Below are 16,238 nucleotides of genomic sequence, written 5' to 3'. Positions count from 1 at the left end.
TCAAAAATTTAATCGGACAAGTTCTATCACAAGAACGCACGATACTCATCCGGCCACGCAAGTGCATTTCCGGCTCATGCACGACTATCGATCAGGCGGGCGACACCATCATGATCACGCCACCGTCGTGCAGCATCTTAAAATCGGCGCGACGATCCCCCGCCGCGATTGGACTCATAGTGTCACCTCAGGCCGCAAGAGGAAAGAGGGTAAAGGAGACAATCGCCTCGACCCGGCCGAAGTTCCCTCAGGCCTTCATATCGATCGTCGCGGCCAGCCCGCCTTCCGGCGCGTTCGCCAGCCGCACCGACGCCTTGAAACTCAGCGCCAGCGACCGGGCGATGGTCAGGCCGATGCCGGTTCCCGACCGCCCGCCCGGCTGGCCCGCGGCGCCGCGGGTGAAGGGCTCGAACATCTTGTCCAACTGATCGGGCGGAATGCCCGGTCCATGGTCGCGCACCTCGATCAGCACGCGCCCCGCCTGCCGCGAACAGCTTATGTCCGCGCCGCCGCCATATTTGACCGCATTGGTCAGCAGATTGCTGATGCAGCGGGTCAAGGCATTGGGCTTGACCCTGACGGTGCCGCCGCAGCCCGACAGGAAACGCACCCGCGATCCCAGTTCCTGCGCATCCTCCACCATGCTGGTCAGCAGCGAATCGATGTCGATGACGGACCAATCCTCCTGCGCCTCCGTGCTGGCCGCCAGGTCCAGCCCCTCGCGCACCAGTGTCTGCATCGCCTGATGATCCTGCAACAGCCGCGCCCGCAATTCCTCATTTTCCACCAGTTCCAGCCGCAGCCGAAGCCGGGTGAGCGGCGTTTGCAGGTCATGGCTGATCGCCGCCAGCAACTGCGTCCGCTCGGCAAAGCCCGCCCTGACCCGGCGCTGCATCAGGTTGAAGGTGGACAGCGCCGCGCGGACCTCCTCCGGCCCGCGTTCGGGAATTTCCTCGGCATCCAGCGACACCGAAAAGGCCTCGGCCGCCAGTTCCAGCCGCCGCAGCGGCTTGGCGACGAACCGTGCGACGACGATCGCCAGTCCGGCCGACGACAGCACGATCAGCAACAGATAGACGGGTTTGGCCAGCGTGCTGGGCGGTTTCACCAGATGCGGCAGATATAGCGCCAGCGACCGCCGCTCGCCCGTGCCATCGGTGAAGCGGACAACCCAGCAATCGGGACGCGGCGCCCCGATCAGCCCGGCGGCTCGGTTGTTGGGGTCCATCTTCGTGGCGGGAAAGCACAGCCCGACCGGCACCTGCCCCGCTTCCGGATGGGAATCCGGACCGAAGCGTGCTTCCAATGCATCCGCCAACGCCGGATCGGGATCGGTCAGGGCGATGCCGGGGGGCGCCATTCTCGCCCCCATGATCTGCTGGTCGCTCAGCATCGCCTCGATCCGTTCGGGATCATGGGTCAGGCGCTGGGCGATGTCGACCGCGCTCGCCACCACGCGTTGCAGGCGCCAACGCTCGAAATCGAGATGGCGGGTCTGCTCCGCCACGCCCAGCGCCGCCGCCGCGGCGGCCGTCATGCCGACCGTCAGCAACAGGAAGATCTGCCCCACCAGCGACCGAAGGAAATTGCGCGCCCGCGCCGGGACCGGAACCATCATGCGCCGGTCATTCGTAGATCACCGTGCTGGCCAGGACATAGCCCTCGCCGCGTACCGTCAGGATCAGGCCGCCGCCAGGCCCGTCCCCTGAATCCCCGGCCAGCTTCTGCCGCAATCGGCTGACCTGAAGGTCGATCGAGCGGTCGAAGGCGGCCGTCGCCCGTCGTTCGGGCACCAGCTCCTCGCGCGACAGCACCACATTGGGTTCCTCGATGAAGCGCGACAGCAGCCGGAACTCGGCGGAGGACAGCATGATCAGGCGATCATCGTCAGCGATCAGGCGGCGCTGGAACAAATCCAGCCGCCAGGATCCGAAGCGGGCGATCCGCGCCGTCTTCTGCCGCGCCCTGTCCTCCCCGCGCGACCGGCGCAGCAGGTTGCGGATGCGCACCAGCAACTCGCGCGGCTCGAATGGCTTGGTCAGATAATCGTCGGCGCCCAGCTCCAGTCCCAACACCCGGTCGATGGCGCTGCCCCGCGCCGTCACCATGATGATCTGCGTCGCGCTGCCTTGCGCGCGCAGGTCGCGGCACAGCGACAACCCGTCGCCATCGGGAAGGTTGAGGTCGAGCACGATCAAGTCGATCGTCCGCGCCGCCATGGCGGCGTCCAGCTCCGAAAGGCTTCCCGCCGCCGACACCTCATAATGTTCCTGGGCAAGCTGACCGACGATCAGGTCCCGGATATCCTCATCGTCATCGACGACAATCACGCAGGGTGGACGGGACGGATCGGGCATGACCCTGTCCTAACCGCATTTTCGTCCCAAGTCTGCGCTCCCGGCCCGCGCAGATACATAAAGATACAATCCGCTACAGATTGAACCATCGGGACAATAAGTCGCGCTACCATGCATCATGCCAAAAGATCATGAGGGCAAGGTCGGCGCCCCGTGTGGGAGCCGACCTTCGCCCGGCGCGTCCCTCCCCTCCCCCTGCGCCGGGCGAAGATCCCTCGTCTCAAGCCTTGGACCCGCCCGCCGACCATGCCCAGCCGCCTCTCCGCCTTCCGAACCGCGCCGCTCGCGCTTTGCGTCCTGATCGCCGCCTGCGGACACAGGGAAGCCCCGAAAAAGGGTCCGGTGGAGGTCGGCGTGGTGACGCTGGCGACGGAGAATGTGACGGTCTCCACCGAATTGCCCGGCCGCACCGCCTCGACCATGATGTCGGAGGTCCGGCCCCAGGTCGCCGGCGTCGTCCAGAAACGCCTCTTCACCGAAGGCTCCTTCGTGAAGGCGGGCCAGCCGCTCTACCAGATCGACCCCTCGCTCTACCGCGCCTCCCGCGACGAGGCCCAGGCGACGCTGGCCAGCGCGCAGGCGACCGCCGCCGCCGCCCAGGCAAAGGCCGCACGCTACCGCACGCTCGGCGCGAGCGAAGCGGTGAGCGCACAGGACCGCGACGATGTGATCGCCACCGCGCGCCAGGCCGCCGCCGCCGTGCAGCAGGCCCGCGCCACGCTCCAGACGACCGGCATCAACCTCAACTTCACGCAGGTCCGCGCCCCGATCAGCGGGCGTATCGGCCGCTCCTCCGTCACGCCGGGCGCACTGGTGACGGCCAGCCAGGCAACGGCGCTCGCCACCATCCAGCAGCTTGACCCGATCTTCGTCGACATCACCCAGTCCAGCGCCAGGTTGCTCCAGTTGCGCCGGGCGCTCGCCGCCGGCAACGCGCTGCCCGCCAGCGCGACCATCCGCCTGAAGCTGGACGACGGCACCGACTATCCGCTGGAAGGCCGCATCGAATTCGCCGAACCGATCGTCGATCCCAACAGCGGCACCGTCACCCTGCGCGCCCGCTTCCCCAATCCCGACAGCCTGCTGCTGCCCGGCATGTTCGTCCGCGTCGTCGCCCCGCAGTCGGTCGTCCCCAATGCCATATTGGCGCCGCAACAGGGCATCAGCCGCGACCCCAAGGGCAATGCCACCGCGCTGATCGTGGACAGGTCCGGCAAGGTCGAACGCCGCATCGTCACCGCCGCGCAGGCGGTGGGCGACAAATGGCTGATCACCGGCGGCCTGAAGAAGGGCGACCGCCTGATCGTGGAGGGCACCGACAAGGTACAGCCGGGCGACACCGTCAAGCCCGTCGCCATCAACCAGAACGCGAAGTAAGGGAGCCGGACCTTGCTCAGCCGCTTTTTCATCGAACGGCCGATCTTCGCCTGGGTCATCGCCATCGGCATCATGATGGCGGGCCTCGGCGCGATGCTGACCCTGCCGATCGCGCAATATCCGGACATCGCCCCGCCCTCGGTCAATATCAGCGCCAACTATCCCGGCGCCTCGGCCGAAACCGTCGAAACCAGCGTCACCCAGGTCATCGAACAGCAGCTCACCGGCATCGATGGCCTGATGTATTTCTCCTCCTCCTCGACCGCCAACGGCCAGGCGCGGATCACCGTCACCTTCAAGAAGGGCACCGACCCCGACACCGCCCAGGTGCAGGTGCAGAACAAGGTGCAGCAGGCCTTGAGCCGCCTGCCCAATGCCGTGCAGCAGCAAGGGCTGACCGTCACCAAGTCGCAGACCGACTTCCTGATGCTGGTCGGCCTCTATGACAAGACCGACACCGCGTCGCAGACCGACATGGCCGACTATCTGGTCAACAATTTCCAGGATTCGCTCGCCCGTATCGACGGCGTCGGATCGTCCCAGATCTTCGGTTCGCAATATGCGATGCGCATCTGGCTCGACCCCTATAAGCTCGCCACCGTCAAGCTGATGCCGTCCGACGTGCAAAGCGCCATCGCCGCCCAGAATATAGAGGTTTCAGCCGGCCAGATCGGCGCCGATCCCGCCCCCGTAGGGCAGCAGATCAACGCGACCGTGACCGCCCAGGCGCGGCTGCAAACGCCCGAACAGTTCCGCAACATCGTCGTCAAGACCCAGAACGACGGCTCGGTCGTCCACCTGTCCGACGTGGCGCGGGTCGAACTGGGCAATGAAAGCTATAGCTCGTCGGCGCGCCTCAACGGCCATCCCGCGTCGGGCATGGCGATCCAGCTCGCGCCCGGCGCCGACGCGCTCAAGACCGCCGAACTGGTCAAGGCCAGGGTGGAGGCGCTCTCCACCCACCTGCCGCACGGCTACACCATCGTCTATCCGCGCGACACCACGCCCTTCATCAAGCTGTCGGTCGAGGAAGTCGTGCAGACGCTGATCGAGGCCGTCGGCCTGGTCGTCGTCGTGATGTTCGTCTTCCTGCAAAGCTGGCGCGCGACGCTGGTGCCCGCCATCGCCGTGCCGGTGGTGCTGCTCGGCACCTTCGGCGTGCTGGCGCTGTTCGGCTATTCGATCAACACCATGACGCTGTTCGGCATGGTACTCGCCATCGGCCTGCTGGTCGACGATGCCATCGTCGTGGTCGAGAATGTCGAGCGTCTCATGGAGGAAGAGGGGCTTTCGCCCCGCGACGCCACGATCAAATCGATGGAGGAGATCGGCAGCGCGCTGGTCGGCATCGCGCTCGTCCTGTCCGCCGTATTGCTGCCCATGGCCTTTTTCGGCGGATCGACCGGCGTCATCTACCGGCAATTCTCGATCACCATCGTGTCCTCGATGCTGCTTTCGGTGCTGGTGGCGCTGATCCTCTCTCCCGCGCTCTGCGCCACGATCCTCAAACCCGTCGCCAACGAACATCGCGAACGCGGCTGGACCGGCAAATTCAACCGCTGGTTCGAACGCGTCACGCACGGCTATATGACGCGGCTCAACGGCTTCATCGCTCGCCGGACCTTCTTCTGGATCGGCTATGCCGTCGTGCTCGCCCTGCTCTGGCTGCTGTTCGTCCGCCTGCCTACCAGCTTCCTGCCGGTGGAGGATCAGGGCCAGGTCATGGTTCAGGTCACGCTGCCCGCGGGCGCCAAATCCTCCCGCACCTCGGCCGCGATGGAGAGCATCCAGAATTATTTCATGAGCGATGAGAAGGACAATGTCTCCTTCCTCTTCTTCGCCCAGGGTTTCAGCTTCGCCGGCCAGGGCGAGAATACGGCGCAGGGCTTCATCAACCTCGCGCCCTGGGACCAGCGCAAGGGCTTCGCCAACAGCGCGACGATGATCGCCAACCGCGCCACCAAGCAACTGGCCGCGATCCGCGATGCCAAGGCGCTGGCCATGACCCCTCCGCCCATTCGCGGCCTTGGCCAGTCCAACGGCTTCACCTTCGAACTGCTCAACAGCGGCGGCCTCAGCCGGGAACGCTTCCTCGCCCTGCGCAACCAGCTCATGAAGGCCGCGGCCGACAGTTCCAAACTGGCGGGCGTGCGCGCCGCCACGCTGGAGGATACGCCCCAGCTCAAGATCGACATCGACTCCGAAAAGCTCGCCGTGCTGGGCCTCACCCAAAGCAGCGTCAACAATGTGCTGAGCGCCGCCTGGGGCAGCACCTATATCAACGATTTCGTCGACCGCGGCCGGGTGAAGCGCGTCTATATGCAGGCGGACGCGCCGTTCCGCGCCCTGCCGACCGATCTCGACAACTGGCAGGTGCGGTCCGCCGCGACGGGCGAGATGGTGCCCTTCTCCGCCTTCGCCACCGCCCATTGGACGATGGGGCCGACCACCCTGTCGCGCTATAACGGCCTGTCCTCCTATGAACTCCAGGGTCAGGCCGCACCCGGCGCCAGCTCGGGCGAAGCGATGGACGAGATGGTGAAGCTGCAACGGCAACTCCCGGCAGGCACCAGCTATGCGTGGAGCGGCCTCTCCTATCAGGAACAGCTTTCCGGCGGGCAGGCACCGCTGCTCTACGGCCTCTCCGTGCTGGTCGTGTTCCTCTGCCTCGCCGCGCTCTACGAAAGCTGGTCGATCCCGCTCGCGGTACTGCTGGTCATCCCGCTCGGCCTGATCGGCGCGGTGCTGGCGGTGACGCTGCGGGGGCTGGAAAACAACATCTATTTCCAGGTCGGCCTGCTCACGACCATGGGCCTTGCCGCCAAGAATGCGATCCTGATCGTGGAGTTTGCCGAACTGGCCTATCTGCAAGGGAGGGATGCCATGGCGGCCGCGCTGGAGGCGGCGCGCCTGCGCTTCCGCCCGATCCTGATGACCTCGCTGGCCTTCATCGCGGGCGTCATCCCGCTCGCCATCGCCACGGGGGCAGGTGCGCAAAGCCGCGTCGCGATCGGCACGGCGGTCATCGGCGGCATGCTGACCGCGACCATACTCGCCATCTTCTACGTTCCGCTCTTCTTCCTGACGATCATGCGCATCTTCAACCGCAAGCAACAGCCGCCTGCCCCCACCTCCGCCGAGGAGGTCCCGGCATGAAGCGCGCGTTCCTCACCCTCGGCGCCATGACCGCTCTGTCGGCCTGCAACATGGCGCCCCATTATGTCCGTCCGGCGCCCCCCGTGCCCGCCAGCTTCCCCAGCGGCCCCGCCTATGTTCCGGCGGCGGCCACGGAAAGACCCGGCCTGCCCTGGACGGCGCTGGTGGGCGACCCGCGCCTCCGGACCGTGATCGACCGCGCGCTCGCCGATAATCGCGACCTGCGCGCCGCGCTGGCCACCATCGAGGCGGCCCGCGCCCAATATCGGATCCAGCGCGCCGCCCAGCTTCCCGCCGTCACGGGCGAGGCATCCGCCAACTTTTCCCGGCGCAACGACAATCGACAGGACAGCTACAGCGCCGACATCGGCTTCAGCGCGTTCGAGATCGACCTGTTCGGCCGTGTGAAGAATCTGAGCCGATCGGCCCTTGAATCCTATCTGGCGACCGAGGAAGGGGCCCGCGCCACCCGCATCGCCCTGATCGCGGAAACGGCCAGCGCCTATGCCACCCTCGCCGCCGATCAGGAATTGCTGGCCCTGTCCCGCCAGACCCTGGCCAGCGCCGAACGCTCCCTCGCCCTCACCCGTTCGCTGAACGGTGCCGGGCTGAGGGGCAAGCTCGACGTCCATCAGGCCGAGACCATCGTGGAACAGGCACGCAGCGACATCGCCGCCAATGTCACGCAGGTCGCGCAGGACAGGAACGCGCTCGACCTGCTGGCCGGCGCGCCGGTGGAGGATGCCCTGCTCCCGCAATCGCTGGAAAGCCTGACCGGCACCATCGCGAAGGTGCCCGCAGGCCTCTCCTCCGACGTGCTGCTCCAGCGCCCGGACGTGCTGGAGGCCGAACATCAGCTCAAGGCCGCCAATGCCGATATCGGCGCGGCCCGCGCGGCGATGTTCCCGAAAATCAGCCTCACCGCCGCCATCGGCGTCGCCAGTTCGGCCCTGTCCTCGCTCTTCACCGGCGGCGGTTTTGCCTGGTCCGCCGCGCCGTCCGCGAGCCTGCCGATCTTCGGCGGCGGCGCGCGCGGCAATCTCGACTACAGCAAGGCGCAGCGCGACCTCACTCTCGCCCGATATGAAAAGGCGATCCAGACGGCGTTCCGGGAAGTATCCGACGCCCTGGCCCGCGAAGGCACGATCGACGACCAACAGGCGGCCCAGCAACGGCTGGTGCTTGCCAGCCAGCGCAGCTACGCCCTGGCCGAGGAGCGCTACAGAGCAGGCATCGACACCTTCCTCAACAGCCTGACCAGCCAGCGCAACCTCTACAACGCCCGGCAAAGCGCGATCGCGACCGATCTGGCGCTGATCCGGAATCATATCCAGCTATACCGTGTCATCGGCGCCGATTTTCAGGACCCATGACGTAAAAGGACGGAAGGCGGACATTCCTTTATCCCTCTCCCTGTAGGGAGAGGGCTGCGCAGACCTGGCAGCTTGCTGACCGGGCGGCGTGGACAAATTCAAGACTCGCTGAACTGAGTAATTTGGGTGGTGAGCGGACTGTCAGGTTATAGGCTGGTAACAGCCAGAAACTGACGTTACCATTCTCTGATGGATTTATCGGGCTTCCTCCTGATCCCAGTCGCAGCGGTAATCGCTGCCGTCTGGATTGTTGGTACAGCCTTCATTTCGAAGCGAAGACTCGGCTTCCGCTCGCCGTTTCTACTCTCCTATGGGTTAGGCGTGATCTTCATGCAGCCCTGGAGAATATCGACTTGGGAGCATTTCGGCATGTTCACCATCATGCTTGTCATGCTCGTATTTTGGGTCGCAATAGGCTGCCTTATCGGCGGTTTACCGGCCACTTTGGCGGTTTCAATCGTGCGCAAATTGCGGCGGCGCATTATTAGCTGATAGTCGGCTGTTGGATTGGGAAGCCCACAAATCTAACGGCAACAAGTGGTCGCCTGCTGCTGAGATGCCATAATTAACGACAGGTCGTCGTGCGCCCCACGAACCTTCCACGCATCTCCGCTGCTTACAGAGACCGCTCTCCAACACATATTGGCGCACAAACGCGATCCGGCCTGATGGAGCGTCGGGTGCAAATTCGATCCACAAACGCCCCGCGCCGACGGGCATCGCCGCATACTGCCGAACGTAACGCACAAATTCAGCATCATCGAGCTTTTGACCGTTCCATTCGATGGTCCCGGAGCGTTGAACTTGCACAACATAGCCGTCGCGAAAACCGGTGCCATGATCAACCGGTATGGTCGCTTCACCTCCATCACACGCGGTGAGCGCCAATAGGATAAAGGGAATAGGGACAATCCGCATCACACTATCCTATGGAAGTGAAGGCATGTCCGCTATGAAGAAAGCACAGGCCGGCCCACAATGGCAATTTCTGGTCGCTTTCAGACTCTGCCTTCACCGCCGCCCTAAGTCCCATGATCAGCCAAGGATCATGCGTGGCCCAACGGCCACAGCCTTCAAAAAAGCATCCTATCTCTCCAAAGGAAAAGGATTTCGCTGTCCTATTTCGCACGCACAGGATTATCCCGCATCGCTCTTTGAAACGTCCGACACATCGCGCCGTCACGCCTACGCGCGCCCAGGCACGCGCGCGCATACACTGTGAACTTTGGGGGAACTTTGGCGTAAAATCGGCGCAATTCCGGGCTATTTCCTCGGTCCGGCCTTGGACCGGCAAATCCCACACCGACCACGCCCGAACCAAGATTGCGCCCCATGGCGCAACATCAAGCCTTGAGGGTCAAGGGCAACCCGGCCGCCACCAGCACGACCTCCCGGCAAAGCGCCGCCATGTCCTGGTTGAGCCATCCTGCCTCGTCCCGAAAGCGCCGCGCCAGCGCATTATCCGGCACGATGCCGAAACCCACTTCATTGGCCACCGATATGACGGGCACGGGGCATGCGGCCACGCCATCGATCAATCCTGCGCGTGCCGTCGCCATATCCGTCCCCGCCAGGAGCAGGTTGGACAGCCATAAGGTCAGGCAATCGATCAGGATCGCATCCCCCTGACCCGCGGCTTCCCCGATCGCGCCCGCCAGATCCAGGGGTGCCTCGATGGTCGACCAGCGCGCCCCGCGCTCGCCCCGATGGCGCGCGATCCGCTCTGTCATTTCCGAATCGAACGCCTGCGCCGTTGCAATATAGACAAGCCTTCCCGGCACTGCCTCGCAACGCTCCTGCGCATAGCGGCTCTTGCCCGAACGCGCTCCGCCCAGCACCAGCAAGGTCATCGCCCCATCCCTTCCCACAATGCCGCCAACAACCAGAGCATCAGACAGGCCCGAAGGTAGACGCGCAGCCCGGCCCGCATCGCCCGAACGTCCGCCTCCCTTCCCTCTCCCATCCATGGCTTGTCTTGCGGCACCCCGTCATACCGCGCCGGCCCGCCCAGGCGGACCGCCAGGGCGCCCGCCATGGCCGCCTCCGGCCAACCCGCATTGGGCGAGGCATGGCACCGATGATCGCGCCACAGCACGGCCCAGCCACCACAGCCCGCGATACAGAGCAAAAACCCCGCCAACCGCGCCGGAACCCAGTTGAGCAAATCGTCGAACCGTGCCGCGGCCCAACCAAAATCGGTAAAGGGCGCCTCCTTGTGCCCGACCAGACTGTCCGCCGTATTCACCGCCTTATAGGCCCATAGGCCAGGCAATCCGAGCATCAGCAACCAGAAAAGCGGCGCCACGACGCCGTCGCAAAAACTCTCGGCCAGACTTTCAATGCCCGCCCTTGCAACCCCCGCCTCGTCCAGCACCGCCGTATCGCGGCCGACGATCCAGCCCACCGTCCGCCGCGCCGCGTCCAGATCACCCGCCGCCAGAGCGCGCGTCACCGGCACCACATGCGCGTAAAGGCTGCGCTGCGCCAAGCCAGGCCAAGCCGCCAGGGCCAACCATGGCCAGGCGAAATCTCCGGCCCAATGCCGAATACCCCACTCCATGGCCGCGCCGATGCCCCCGGCCATGACCAGCAACGTCGCCAGCAAACCGATCCCCGCCCAGCGCCGGGCAAGATCGCTGCCCTCTGTCCTGTTCCATCGCCGCTCCACCCCGTCGATGATTCGCGCAAAGCCCCCGACCGGGTGCCCGATCCGTTCATGAAGCCGGCCCGGCCAGCCCAGCGCCGCATCCAATATCAGCGCCGTCAGAGCTACCGGCTCAGCCACTCGCCAACGCCTTGTCGAGCCGCGCCAATGCCGCTTCGTCGCCCGGCAATCCCAGCCGCAACCAGCGCCGATTTTCCTCGAAAGGCCGCGTCAGGATCGCTTGCCGCGCCAGATGTTCGAACAAGGCGAACCCATCCTCGCAGTCCACCAGACGAAACAGCGGACATTCCCCCCACGCCCTCAGGCCATGCCGCGCCAGAACGGCATCCAGAGCCGCCGCCCGCATTCCGAGAGCTTCGATCGTCCCATCGATCCATTGCCGGTCCCGATAGGCCGCCCGCCCGAAGGCGATCGCCGCCGCCGAAACCGGCCATTCCCCCACCATTTTCCGGGCTTGGGAGACAATCGTCCGCGGCCCGACCAGGAAACCCAGCCTGACCCCCGCCAGACCGAAAAACTTTCCGAAGGATCGCAGCAGGATCAGCCGCCGGTTGTCGCCGACTTCACGCGCCAGGCTGGATGAAGGCACGGCATCGGCATAGGCTTCGTCGATGATCAGCCACCCCCCGGCCTGCTCCAGCGCCGCCAGCCATGGCTTCAACCGGTCCGGCGCCAACACCCTGCCGTCGGGATTGTTCGGATTGGCCAGCAACAATGCCAGCCTCTCCGCTGCGCCATTCCAGGTCTCCATGGGCAATCCGTCGGCAAAAGCCTCCCCATGGGTGCGGTAACTCGGCACCAGCCAGCGACCCGGCATATCAAATATCCGCCCGACCAGCCGCAGTCCCATTTCGCTTCCCGGAAGCGTGCAGACATGATCCGGTTCGACTCCGAAATGCGCCGCCGCCGCCCTTTCGAGCGCCGCGAGTTCGCTCGGCTCCGGCAATCTGCACCAATCGGGCGCGATCCCTTCCACCCCAGGCCAAACCAGCGGACTGATCCCCGTCGACAGGTCGATCCAATCCTCCCCGCCATAATGCGCGCGCGCCTCCGCCAGCCGCCCGCCATGCCAGGTAAAGCCACTCATCGCGACACCAGCATGATGAGCAGCGATCCACTTTCCAGCAATTCGATGCCTGCGCCATGCCCGTCGCCGGAAATCCCGCCGATCCGCCGACGCAGCCACCATCCCCAAAGCGGGATCATGACGATCCATGCCAGCAAGCCCGGCGCACGGATGCCGCATAATAGCCCCAGCGCGGCCCAAAGGATGAGAGGGCCTGCTCGCCACCCCGCACGGAACCGGTCTGCCAGTCCTTCATGCAGAGAGGGCAAGCAGCGCGTCCAGACCAGCGGCCCGATCCGCGCCGTCATCGCCAGCGGAACCATCATCCAGGGCGGAAAAACCTCCAGCCAGAACCGTAGCAACACCAGCTTCGCCAGCAATTGCAGGACGATGGCAACGACGCCGAAGCTGCCGATATGCGGGTCGGCGAGCACCGTCAGGAGCCGCGCCCTATCCTGGTCGCTGTCGCCATCCCTGTAGCCGTGCGCCGCGCCGGCGCCGTCGGCTATGTCGCCCAGACCATCCAGATGCAGCGCACCCGTCACGGCGACCCAGGCCACGAGCCCCGACAAAGCGCCCACCCACGGATCGATGCGAAGCCCGAGGCACGCCATCCCGGCCACGGCCAAGCCCACGACCATGCCCGCTGCCGGAAACCAGCCGATCGCTCCGGCAAAATCCACCTCGTCGGCTTCGATCGACGGCAGGGGCAGACGGGTCATCAATTGCAAGGCAAGCACCAGCCGCTTCATGCCACCAGCCCCGTGATCTGGCCCGATAGCGGCTTCCCCGGCCAGACGCGCAGGCTGAGCAATGCTCCATAGGGGAAATCGATCGCCCACCCTTGCCGTAGGTAGAACCCGCACAGCACCGCCAGTGCCGCCCGCATCGCGCCCGCATGGCAGATCACCAGCGCCGGACCGGTCAGATCGGCCAGCGCCGCCGATACCCGCGCCTGAAGATCGGACCAACGCTCGCCCCCCGGCGGTGGGAAAACTTCCGGATCGTCCCAGAAACGCGCGAGCGCTTCGCCCGGCAAGGCAGCGGGATCGGCCCCCTCCCACCGTCCGAAATACAGTTCCCGCCATCGCGCATCGACGCTGTGCGAGAGGCCCCGCTCATCCGCGATGATCGCGCCCGGCGCCATTGCGCGCGACAGATCCGACGTCACCACCCGTGCAAAGTCCAGCCCGCGCGACCGCGCGACACAGGCCTCGATCCCGTCCGCTTCGGGCGGCGCATCCAGATGCCCCAGCAGTCGCCCCGCAAGCTGCGGTGCGCCATGGCGCATCAGATGGAGTATGAAGGGAGTCACAACGCTTGGGCCACCGTCGCCTCGGCAAAGGTCGCCATGCCGCCGTGCGCCGCAAGCGCCGAACGCACGATCTGCGCCGCGACCGCCGCGCCGCTCCCTTCGCCTAGCCGCATGTGGAGATTCAGCAACGGCACCAGCCCCAAGGCTGCCAGCAGCCGTCCATGCCCCGCTTCGGCAGATACATGCCCCGCCAGACAATGCCCGGTGATCGCAGGCGCTTCCTTCGCGAGCGGCGCTATCGCCGCGCATCCGATAAATCCGTCCAGCATCACCGGCACACGCACGATGCGCGCCGCCAGCACCGCGCCCGCCATCGCCGCAATCTCCCGCCCGCCAAGCCGCCGCAGCGTCTCGAAGGCATCGCCACAGACATCGCCATGCAATGCCAGCGCCAGTTGTACGGCCTCTGTCTTGCGTGTCAGCCCATGCGTATCGACGCCCGTGCCGCGCCCGACCCAAAGCTCTGCCGTTCCGCCGAAAGCCTTTGCACACAGCGCCGCCGCCGGCGTCGTATTGGCGATCCCCATCTCGCCCAGCAGCAGCAGGTCGAGCGCAGGATCGACCGCCGCAGCGCCCGCATTAAGGGCGTTCAGGCATTCCGCTTCGCTCATGGCCGGGCCCACGCAAATATCGCCCGTCGGCCGTTCCAGATCGAGCGCCACAACGGATAATTCCGCACCGCACATCCCCGCCAGCGCGTTGATGGCAGCCCCGCCATTATGGAAATTCGTCACCATCTGCGCCGTCACTTCCGTGGGGAAAGCACTCACGCCTCGCGCTGCAACGCCATGATTGCCCGCGAAGATGACCGCCCGGATCCGTTCCGCACAAGGGCTTTCCCGTCCCTGCCAGCCGGCCATGAAAAGCGCGATCTCCTCCAGCCGTCCGAGCGACCCTGCGGGCTTGGTCAGCATCGCCTGCCGCCGGGCCGCCGCTTCCAAAGCCGCCGCATCGGGCATCGGCAAATCCGTCAATGCCGCGGCAAAGGCTGCCTTGTCGTCAAAATGGATCATGAACAGACAAAGCCTTCTGGCGGGGTGCGGACGATGAAATGCCCCTTCACCCCCTGGGGCCAGTCGGCATAGCGCACCACGCCTTCCTCGCTTTGCGCATGCCGCACCGCATAATCCAGTATCGCCCGCGCGGCAGCCTCGCCGGGCGTGAAATCGCCCAGCACATAGCCTATCTTCCCTGGTCCCCGGACATGCACGGTGCAATGCCGCTGACAGGCGAAGAGGCATGGCATTTCCTGCACCGCCACTCCCTCATAGACCGGATCGCTTGCCCGAACGGTCGCGATCGCCTCAGCCAGCAGCGCGCCTCCGCGCCGCCCCTTTGTATCCTCCCGGCTCTCCGTCGACAGGCGGCAGGTCGAACAGACCACCACCGAAGCCCCGCTTCCCACGGCACGCAGCATCAGCGCCGCTTCCCAAAATCAATCATCCTCGCTCCTCCAACCGGACGGCAAACAGCTCACCGGAAAGGCGGCGGGGAGGAAGGCGCACAGGCATGCGCTCCCCGCGCGGCCGAACCGGCAAGGCAATGGCTGTCGCTCAGCGAGGGGAACCCCGTCCGTCCGGCACACCCTGTCCGGTCGAAGAACGACTGCGTCAGGCAGGTCTCCTGGCTCACGGGTCGATGCTGTCCGACCGCCTTCTCGGGACTTGAACGTCCCAATGGCATGATGGCCGGATGGCTCGCCGCTTACAGTTGCAGGGGCAGCGCGGGCCTCACCCGACTTCCCTTTTCATCCCCTTGCGGGGAACCTGTCGCAACCCGCCTGATAGAGGCCAACGCCTTGCATCGCAAGGGGACTGCGAGGCTGCTGATACCCCTTTTTCTGCGCGTCGCATTCTGCTAATATCCATTTAATAATATGGGGAGAGGAGCCATGATTTTACTGGCTCATTGGATGGAATGGCTCTGCGAGCTTTTCGCCTGCACGGCGGAAAATGACCTGCGCGTCAATCAGTTGATCGTGCACATCCCGTCTGATGCCGACTGAACGGCCCTGAACGAATCGACACGTTACCCAGGGAACGCCGCCGCCCTTCACGGGTAATATGGCCATGTTGGCCAACGATCTCGGTATCACGCTCATCCGCCTCGGACTTGCGACGCTGCTCGGTCTTGCCCTGGGTTTCGAACGCGAGCGCCACGGCCATGATGCAGGTTTGCGCACCCATGGCCTGGTGTCGCTGAGTTCCGCCATGCTCACCCTCTCGGCGCTGGAACTTGCCGAAAGCCACCCTGATGGCGACCCCATCCGCGTCGTGCAGGGACTGGCTCAAGCCATAGGCTTCATTGCTGGAGGCTTGATCTTCGTGCGCGGCGGGGACGTCCGCAACATGACCACCGCCGCCAGCCTCTGGATGGCCGCAGCGGTCGGCATTACGGCAGGAGCGGGTCAGTATGCCCTCGTTCTGGCCGGATCGGCGATCGCCCTGCTGGTGCTGACGCTGCTGCTCCTCCTCGAACGGCATCTGGGCTGTCAGGCGGAAAAGTCAAAAGATGGCAAGATCGATATGCCCAATCGCCGTGGCTCTGCCCCTGACGGTGACCGTTGATCAGGCTGTGGTGCCATCACCGCCGAACGACTTGAGGATGCCGCTCGACTGGATATGGGAGATATCCTCGATCCGGGTAATCGTCGCTGGCAGGTTGGGATAATGGTCACGCATGGAGCATAAAATCCGCCCACCGGCCATCAGATAGCCGGCGCCGATTTCGGGCAATTGCGCAACCTTGAGATTTCGGGAATGTGGGGATCCCGTTTTGTCCAGATCGCCCTTCATCGTCAAAATCTCTATCAACGATCCTTCCATGAAAGATATTACCGAATCCCCTGGAATTTTGCCGCAAACTTGGCAACACACGCTACCGCCCTTCTGATACCCTTAGCCGAGCGGCTTGCCGTTCCAATATTTTG

Annotated in this window: 15 protein-coding genes and 1 riboswitch; of the genes, 4 read left to right on the top strand and 11 right to left on the bottom strand. The window is 65.1% G+C overall.

The genetic code is table 11. The features are described 5' to 3' along the window. Positions 1–247 precede the first annotated feature (247 nt). Together YP76_RS12855 and YP76_RS12850 are read right to left on the bottom strand one after the other, a co-directional pair. The gene (locus tag YP76_RS12855; RefSeq protein ID WP_052757411.1) at positions 248–1,618 is read right to left on the bottom strand and encodes an ATP-binding protein; all 1,371 of its coding nucleotides are present in this window, start codon (positions 1,616–1,618) and stop codon (positions 248–250) included. Between the two features lie 7 nt (positions 1,619–1,625). Next, on the bottom strand, positions 1,626–2,357 hold the full coding sequence (locus tag YP76_RS12850) for a response regulator (protein ID WP_046763968.1): 732 nt from the start codon (positions 2,355–2,357) through the stop codon (positions 1,626–1,628). Between the two features lie 246 nt (positions 2,358–2,603). Here YP76_RS12850 and YP76_RS12845 point away from each other — a divergent pair, with 246 nt between their 5' ends. Genes YP76_RS12845 through YP76_RS12835 form a run of 3 tightly spaced genes read left to right on the top strand, consistent with a single transcriptional unit; the run spans position 2,604 to position 8,263 of the window. Next, positions 2,604–3,734, top strand: a complete 1,131-nt coding sequence (locus YP76_RS12845) for an efflux RND transporter periplasmic adaptor subunit (protein ID WP_046763967.1) — start codon at positions 2,604–2,606, stop codon at positions 3,732–3,734. 12 nt (positions 3,735–3,746) lie between these two features. Then, positions 3,747–6,890, top strand: a complete 3,144-nt coding sequence (locus tag YP76_RS12840; protein WP_046763966.1) for an efflux RND transporter permease subunit — start codon at positions 3,747–3,749, stop codon at positions 6,888–6,890. Then, a complete protein-coding gene (locus tag YP76_RS12835; RefSeq protein ID WP_046763965.1) occupies positions 6,887–8,263 on the top strand; it encodes an efflux transporter outer membrane subunit in 1,377 nt (458 codons plus the stop codon). Before YP76_RS12840 ends, YP76_RS12835 begins: the two co-directional genes overlap by 4 nt. Positions 8,264–8,716: 453 nt before the next feature. On the opposite strand, the gene YP76_RS27795 is transcribed toward YP76_RS12835, so the two are convergent. The 8 genes from YP76_RS27795 to YP76_RS12795 form a co-directional block, all read right to left on the bottom strand. Beyond that, positions 8,717–9,181, bottom strand: coding sequence for a hypothetical protein (locus YP76_RS27795; RefSeq protein WP_157035774.1), 465 nt, complete (start codon positions 9,179–9,181; stop codon positions 8,717–8,719). 425 nt (positions 9,182–9,606) lie between these two features. Further along, on the bottom strand, positions 9,607–10,113 hold the full coding sequence (cobU, locus tag YP76_RS12825) for a bifunctional adenosylcobinamide kinase/adenosylcobinamide-phosphate guanylyltransferase (RefSeq protein WP_198147482.1): 507 nt from the start codon (positions 10,111–10,113) through the stop codon (positions 9,607–9,609). Further along, the gene (gene cbiB, locus YP76_RS12820) at positions 10,110–11,048 is read right to left on the bottom strand and encodes an adenosylcobinamide-phosphate synthase CbiB (protein ID WP_046763963.1); all 939 of its coding nucleotides are present in this window, start codon (positions 11,046–11,048) and stop codon (positions 10,110–10,112) included. The genes cobU and cbiB overlap by 4 nt, the downstream gene beginning before the upstream one ends. Continuing rightward, positions 11,041–12,015, bottom strand: a complete 975-nt coding sequence (locus YP76_RS12815; RefSeq protein WP_046763962.1) for an aminotransferase class I/II-fold pyridoxal phosphate-dependent enzyme — start codon at positions 12,013–12,015, stop codon at positions 11,041–11,043. Before YP76_RS12815 ends, cbiB begins: the two co-directional genes overlap by 8 nt. Then, positions 12,012–12,746 (bottom strand): adenosylcobinamide-GDP ribazoletransferase, encoded by a 735-nt coding sequence (locus YP76_RS12810; RefSeq protein WP_046763961.1) that lies wholly within the window; start codon positions 12,744–12,746, stop codon positions 12,012–12,014. Before YP76_RS12810 ends, YP76_RS12815 begins: the two co-directional genes overlap by 4 nt. After that, the gene (locus tag YP76_RS12805; protein WP_046763960.1) at positions 12,743–13,309 is read right to left on the bottom strand and encodes a histidine phosphatase family protein; all 567 of its coding nucleotides are present in this window, start codon (positions 13,307–13,309) and stop codon (positions 12,743–12,745) included. The genes YP76_RS12810 and YP76_RS12805 overlap by 4 nt, the downstream gene beginning before the upstream one ends. Continuing rightward, complete coding sequence (gene cobT, locus YP76_RS12800; protein WP_046763959.1) at positions 13,306–14,322, bottom strand: nicotinate-nucleotide--dimethylbenzimidazole phosphoribosyltransferase; 1,017 nt, start codon at positions 14,320–14,322, stop codon at positions 13,306–13,308. Before cobT ends, YP76_RS12805 begins: the two co-directional genes overlap by 4 nt. Next, a complete protein-coding gene (locus tag YP76_RS12795) occupies positions 14,319–14,726 on the bottom strand; it encodes a DUF1636 domain-containing protein (protein ID WP_046763958.1) in 408 nt (135 codons plus the stop codon). Before YP76_RS12795 ends, cobT begins: the two co-directional genes overlap by 4 nt. Before the next feature lie 179 nt (positions 14,727–14,905). Beyond that, positions 14,906–15,094, bottom strand: a riboswitch (cobalamin riboswitch). A gap of 284 nt (positions 15,095–15,378) precedes the next feature. On the opposite strand from YP76_RS12795, the gene YP76_RS12790 reads away from it, so the two are divergent. Continuing rightward, positions 15,379–15,876 carry an MgtC/SapB family protein gene (locus YP76_RS12790; protein ID WP_157035773.1) on the top strand — a complete coding sequence of 166 codons (498 nt, stop codon included), beginning with the start codon at positions 15,379–15,381 and terminating at the stop codon, positions 15,874–15,876. Here the strand turns inward: YP76_RS12790 and YP76_RS12785 are convergent, their stop codons facing one another. Next, the gene (locus YP76_RS12785; RefSeq protein ID WP_157035772.1) at positions 15,877–16,104 is read right to left on the bottom strand and encodes a hypothetical protein; all 228 of its coding nucleotides are present in this window, start codon (positions 16,102–16,104) and stop codon (positions 15,877–15,879) included. Positions 16,105–16,238 lie beyond the last annotated feature (134 nt).

The sequence above is a fragment of the Sphingobium chungbukense genome (genome assembly GCF_001005725.1).
GTDB lineage: Bacteria > Pseudomonadota > Alphaproteobacteria > Sphingomonadales > Sphingomonadaceae > Sphingobium > Sphingobium chungbukense.
Note: the sequence above shows the minus strand (reverse complement) of the source record. Positions and strands in the feature narration are given on the sequence as shown.

Bases quoted from the DNA above. Each gene is read 5' to 3' on its own strand.
- cobU (WP_198147482.1), bottom strand. From the start codon at position 10,113: ATGACCTTGCTGGTGCTGGGCGGAGCGCGTTCGGGCAAGAGCCGCTAT.
- cobT (WP_046763959.1), bottom strand. From the start codon at position 14,322: ATGATCCATTTTGACGACAAGGCAGCCTTTGCCGCGGCATTGACGGAT.
- YP76_RS12815 (WP_046763962.1), bottom strand. From the start codon at position 12,015: ATGAGTGGCTTTACCTGGCATGGCGGGCGGCTGGCGGAGGCGCGCGCG.
- YP76_RS12790 (WP_157035773.1), top strand. From the start codon at position 15,379: ATGTTGGCCAACGATCTCGGTATCACGCTCATCCGCCTCGGACTTGCG.
- YP76_RS12855 (WP_052757411.1), bottom strand. From the start codon at position 1,618: ATGATGGTTCCGGTCCCGGCGCGGGCGCGCAATTTCCTTCGGTCGCTG.
- YP76_RS12785 (WP_157035772.1), bottom strand. From the start codon at position 16,104: ATGAAGGGCGATCTGGACAAAACGGGATCCCCACATTCCCGAAATCTC.
- YP76_RS12845 (WP_046763967.1), top strand. From the start codon at position 2,604: ATGCCCAGCCGCCTCTCCGCCTTCCGAACCGCGCCGCTCGCGCTTTGC.
- YP76_RS12835 (WP_046763965.1), top strand. From the start codon at position 6,887: ATGAAGCGCGCGTTCCTCACCCTCGGCGCCATGACCGCTCTGTCGGCC.
- YP76_RS12850 (WP_046763968.1), bottom strand. From the start codon at position 2,357: ATGCCCGATCCGTCCCGTCCACCCTGCGTGATTGTCGTCGATGACGAT.
- YP76_RS12795 (WP_046763958.1), bottom strand. From the start codon at position 14,726: ATGCTGCGTGCCGTGGGAAGCGGGGCTTCGGTGGTGGTCTGTTCGACC.
- YP76_RS27795 (WP_157035774.1), bottom strand. From the start codon at position 9,181: ATGCGGATTGTCCCTATTCCCTTTATCCTATTGGCGCTCACCGCGTGT.
- YP76_RS12810 (WP_046763961.1), bottom strand. From the start codon at position 12,746: ATGAAGCGGCTGGTGCTTGCCTTGCAATTGATGACCCGTCTGCCCCTG.